The organism is Acidimicrobiales bacterium (assembly GCA_036273495.1).
Lineage (GTDB): Bacteria > Actinomycetota > Acidimicrobiia > Acidimicrobiales > JAJPHE01 > DASSEU01.
In genome coordinates this window covers 1-4,656 of the sequence record DASUHN010000346.1, presented here as the reverse complement: position 1 = coordinate 4,656, position 4,656 = coordinate 1, and the positions used below count along the sequence as shown (strand labels likewise).

Sequence of the window (4,656 nt, the reverse complement as noted above, 5' to 3'; positions counted from 1 at the left end):
CGATCCCGACCACCACATAGGGGGGTGAGTACACCGACCCGTCGAGCAGGAGCGTGTTCCCGATGCACTCCACCGCGCTGGTCGCCACCACCCGCTGCCCGTTCACGGCCACCGCCTCCGCCCCCGAGCGCCACAGGGCGTTGATCACCGCCTGCACGTCCTGGGAGTGGATGACCAGGTCGTTGAGGTTGGGGGCGCTGGTCCGGGTCGAGTCGTCGAGCACCACCCGCACGGCGGGGCCGCGCACCGCCGCCGTCCCCGCCTCCAGCCCGGCCTGGCGGAGCAGGTCGTCGAGCGACAGCCGGCCCTTCTGGGTGCCGAGGTCGGCCCGGCGGAGGCGGTCGGCGCCGGCCTGCAGGCCGGCGAGCTGCCGGCGCAGGTCGGCGATGTCGGCCTGCTGCCGGTCGATCAGGGCGGCCAGCTGGTACTGGCGGGGGGCGCGCAGCAGGGCGCTCGGGGGCCGGGCCCGCACCGCCAGGACGGCCAGGAACGCCAGCAGGGCGGCGGCCACCGCCAGGCGCCGCCGGCGGCGCGCCCGGCCCCCCGCGCCCGGGAGGCGCAGCCGGCCCCGGAGGGGGGGACGCACGGGCGGGGCTGCCACGTGGATATCCTCGCCGAATGGCTCGACGGCAGGGGGCGCAGGGGACGTGGCGGCCGGGCCGGGGGCCGACCCCGAAGGGCGGCCGGGTGACCCCCAAGGGGGCGTCCGGGCGCTACACCGCCCCGATCCCGCGGGAGGAGCGGGTGAGCCCCCGCTGGGTCCCGGTGCTGATCCTGTCCCTGCTGCTCCTCGGGGTGCTGATGATCATCATCAACTACCTGGGCATCCTGCCCGGCGGGGCCTCGAACTGGTACCTGCTGGTGGGCCTGGGGCTCATCGTGGGCGGCTTCGTCACCGCCACCGGCTACCACTGACGTCGGGGTGACCGGCGGGCCTCAGCTGTTCACCCGCCGGCCACTCTGTAGTTACAGCGGTGTGACTCTCCCCAGACTTGCCCACACCCTGTGGATAACCAGGCGGTCCGCCTAGAGCCGCTCGATGATGGTGGCGTTGGCCATCCCGCCGCCCTCGCACATCGTCTGCAGGCCGTAGCGGCCGCCGGTGCGCTCGAGCTCGTTGAGCAGGGTGGCCATCAGCTTGGTGCCCGAGCACCCGAGCGGGTGGCCGAGGGCGATGGCGCCGCCGTTGACGTTGACCCTGCTCATGTCGGGGTGGAGCTCCTTCTCCCACGCCAGCACGACCGAGGCGAAGGCCTCGTTGACCTCGAACAGGTCGATGTCGTCGATCGACATCTTGGCCCGCTCGAGGACCTTGGCGGTGGCCGGGATCGGGCCGGTGAGCATGGTGACCGGGTCGACGCCCGCCAGGGCGAAGGTGTGGAACCGGGCCCGGGGCTTGAGCCCCAGCTGGTTGGCCCGCTCCTCGCTCATGATCAGCACCGCCGAGGCGCCGTCGGTGATCTGGGAGGAGTTGCCGGCGGTCACCTTGCCGTCGGGCTTGAAGGCCGGCTTCAGGTTGGCCAGGGTCTCGGGCGTGGTGCCGGGACGAATGCCCTCGTCCCGGGTCAGCAGCTCGTCGGTCTCGTGGCCGTCGTCGTCCTTGATCTTGACCGGGACGATCTCCCGCTCGAAGCGCCCCTCCTCGGTGGCCCTGGCCCCGAGCTCCTGGGAGCGGGCGCCGAAGCGGTCGAGGTCCTCCCGGGACAGCGCCCACTTGTCGGCGATCATCTCGGCCGAGATGCCCTGGGGGACCAGGCCCCCCACCGAGGCGTAGCGCTCGAGCACCTTGGGCCCGAACGGCATCCCGACGTTGCTGCCGACCGACGAGCCCATCGGGACCCGGCTCATGCACTCCACGCCGGCCGCCACCACGACGTCGTAGGCGCCGGCCAGGACGCCCTGGGCGGCGAAGTGCACCGACTGCTGCGACGACCCGCACTGCCGGTCGACGCTGGTCCCGGGGACCGACTCGGGCCAACCGGCGGCCAGCACGGCGTTGCGGCCCACATTGACCGCCTGCTCCCCGACCTGCATGACGCAGCCCATGATCACGTCGTCGACGACCCCGGGGTCGAGCTTGTTGCGCTCGGCGAGAGACTTGAGCACCTCGGCCGCCAGGTCGACGGGGTGCCAGCCCCGGAGCTTTCCGTTGCGCTTGCCCCCGGCGGTGCGGACGGCGTCGATGATCACGGCGTTAGGCATCTGTGCGGCTCCCTCGGCGAGTTAATTGACCGGCTGGTCAAGTCTCGTCCGCCCGCCGCCCGGGCGGCAAGTCTGCGCCGATTGCGGCCCTCCGGACCGGCGGCCGGTTTCCTCCCCCTATGGGCGAAGGTGCCGTCACACCCCCTCCCTACCCTGCCCCCATGGGATCGGTGGCCATGCTCTCCACAGGGAGCCCGTCGACGGCGGGGCTGTCGCCGGCGGGGCTGTCGACGGCGGGGGCGATCGGGGAGAGCGCCCCGCTGGCGGCCGCCTGCGTCCCCGCCCCCGAGGCCGACGACGACGTCTGCGCCCTGTGCCACGGCTGGACCCGGCGGGGGTACCCGGTGTGCTTCCCGTGCCGGCTGACGGCGGGCCAGGTCAGCTGGCCGTGCCGGCGGGTGGCGCCGGTGTCGCTGTACCGGCCGGGCGGGGTGCTCCACCAGGCCCTCCGGGGCTACAAGGACGGGCCCCCGGCCACCCGGGCTGTGCTGGCCCGGCGGGTCGGGGCCCTCCTGGCCCGGTTCCTGTGGGAGCGGGGCCCGGAGGTCGCGCCGGCGGGCTGGGACGGCCTGGTCGTGGTCCCGTCCACCACGGGCCGGGCCGGAGGCCATCCCCTCGAGATGGCCCTGGCGGCGGTGGTGCCGGTGGCGGCCCAGCTGTGGCCGGGGACCCTGCGCCCGGGGCCGGCCATGGTGGGGCACCGGCAGGCGGGAGACGGGGGGTTCTGCCTGGGGGAGGGCGCCGACGTGGCCGGGTCCCGGGTGGTGCTGCTCGACGACACCTGGACCACCGGGGCCCGGGCCCAGAGCGCGGCGTCGGCGCTGGCCGCGGGCGGCGCCGAGGTGCAGGCGGTCGTGGTGGTGGGGCGGGTGGTGACGCCGGTGGCGGGGGCGCCGACCGGGGGGTGGTGGGAGCGCCACGGGGGGGCGGCTACGAGTAGAGGCTGATCTCTCCCACCCGCACCGAGGAGGCGCCGTCCCCGAGGTAGGTCAGCCACAGCAGGACGTAGAAGGCGGGGTGCCCGGGGAGGCTGACCGTGGTGGTGGTCCCGCTCACGGTGCCGTCGGCCACCGGGCTGCCCCACCCCGCCAGGGTCCCGGGGGCCTGGCCGCCGGCCGTCTCGTAGACCTGGTAGCGCCAGCCGGCGTCGGGGGACTCCACGACCATCCGGGACACGTCGGTCGGGGAGCGGAGCTGGACGTAGGCGCCCACCCCGCTCTTCAGGTTCCCGAACGAGGGGCTGGCGTAGTGCTCGGTGTACCAGTAGGTCTGGGGGTTGCCGTCGACGAGGCTGCCCACGACCTCCTCGTGCTCGGTTCCACCACCCAACGGGTTGAAGGAGTGGGCCCCGGCCAGCGGGAGGGGCCGGCCGCTGTCGGCGGCGCTGGTGCCGGTCTGGCCCGCCGACCCGGTACCGGTCCCCGAGCCCCGGCCCACCAGGGCCACCAGGGCGGCGGTGACGATGGCCACGGCCAGGAAGCCGGCCCCGATGACCAGCGCGGGGGGCCGGCCGCGCCGGCGGGCGGGCGCCGGGCCCCGGTCGGCGGGCCCGGGGCGGTCCGCCACCAGGGTGGAGAGCCCGGCCTGGGTGGGCTCGCCGGAATCGTCGGGAGCGCCCGCTGGGACCAACGCCGCCCGGGACCGGGCCGGCGGCGGGGACGGGGCCCCGGCGCTGCCCGCCCCCACCAGCGCCTGGTGCAGGGCGGCCGCCGACTGGAAGCGCCGGTCGGGGTCCTTGGCCAGGGCGGTCATGACCACGGCGTCCAGCCAGGGCGGGACGGCGGGATTGACCTCCGACGGCGGGCCCGGCTCGGCGGTGAGGTGCTTCACGGCCAGGGCCAGGTCGGAGTCGGCGTCGAACGGGGCCCGCCCGCACAGCATCTCGTAGAGCACCACGCCCAGGGCGTAGACGTCGGACCGGGCGTCGAGGGGCCGGCCCTCCACCTGCTCCGGGGCCAGGTACCGGGCGGTGCCGAGCATCAGGTTGGTCTGGGTCAGGTCGTCGGCGTCGAGCACCGCCTTGGCGATGCCGAAGTCCGCCACCTTCACCCCGTCGGCCGAGAGCAGCACGTTGGCCGGTTTGACGTCGCGGTGCACCACCCCGCGGCTGTGGGCGAACTCCAGGGCCGTGGCCACCTGGCCCGCCACCTCCACCGCCTGCTCGACGGGAAGGGCGCCGTCGGACTTGATGAGCTGGCGCAGGCTCGGGCCCGGGACCAGCTCCATCACGATGTAGCCGCCGAGATCGGCGTCGGCCCCGGTGTCGTAGACCGCCACCACGTTGGGGTGGTTGAGGCGCGCCGCCGCCACCGCCTCCCGGCGGAAGCGCGCCATGAAGTCGGGCTGCATCCGCAGGTGGACCAGGGGCACCTTCACCGCCACCGGACGGTCGAGCAGCGAGTCGTGGGCCTCCCACACCTCGGCCATGCCGCCCTTGGCCACGATGCCGTCGAG

General features: G+C 74.9%; 5 protein-coding genes. 2 read left to right on the top strand and 3 right to left on the bottom strand.

Annotation, left to right across the window (positions count from 1 at the left end; genetic code table 11):
* A partial coding sequence (locus VFW24_14720; GenBank protein ID HEX5268016.1) for a DUF881 domain-containing protein occupies window positions 1–601 on the bottom strand: 601 nt, incomplete at its 3' end.
* Between the two features lie 17 nt (window positions 602–618).
* Between VFW24_14720 and VFW24_14715 the strand changes: the two genes are divergently transcribed.
* Window positions 619–915, top strand: a complete 297-nt coding sequence (locus tag VFW24_14715; protein ID HEX5268015.1) for a cell division protein CrgA — start codon at window positions 619–621, stop codon at window positions 913–915.
* 111 nt (window positions 916–1,026) lie between these two features.
* Here VFW24_14715 and VFW24_14710 read toward each other — a convergent pair whose 3' ends face one another.
* Window positions 1,027–2,202: a thiolase family protein gene (locus VFW24_14710; GenBank protein HEX5268014.1), complete on the bottom strand. Its 1,176-nt coding sequence runs from the start codon at window positions 2,200–2,202 to the stop codon at window positions 1,027–1,029.
* A gap of 161 nt (window positions 2,203–2,363) precedes the next feature.
* Between VFW24_14710 and VFW24_14705 the strand changes: the two genes are divergently transcribed.
* The gene (locus VFW24_14705; protein ID HEX5268013.1) at window positions 2,364–3,149 is read left to right on the top strand and encodes a hypothetical protein; all 786 of its coding nucleotides are present in this window, start codon (window positions 2,364–2,366) and stop codon (window positions 3,147–3,149) included.
* Here the strand turns inward: VFW24_14705 and VFW24_14700 are convergent.
* On the bottom strand, window positions 3,133–4,656 hold a 1,524-nt coding region (locus VFW24_14700; GenBank protein HEX5268012.1), incomplete at its 5' end, for a protein kinase. The two genes, VFW24_14705 and VFW24_14700, sit on opposite strands and share 17 nt — an antisense overlap.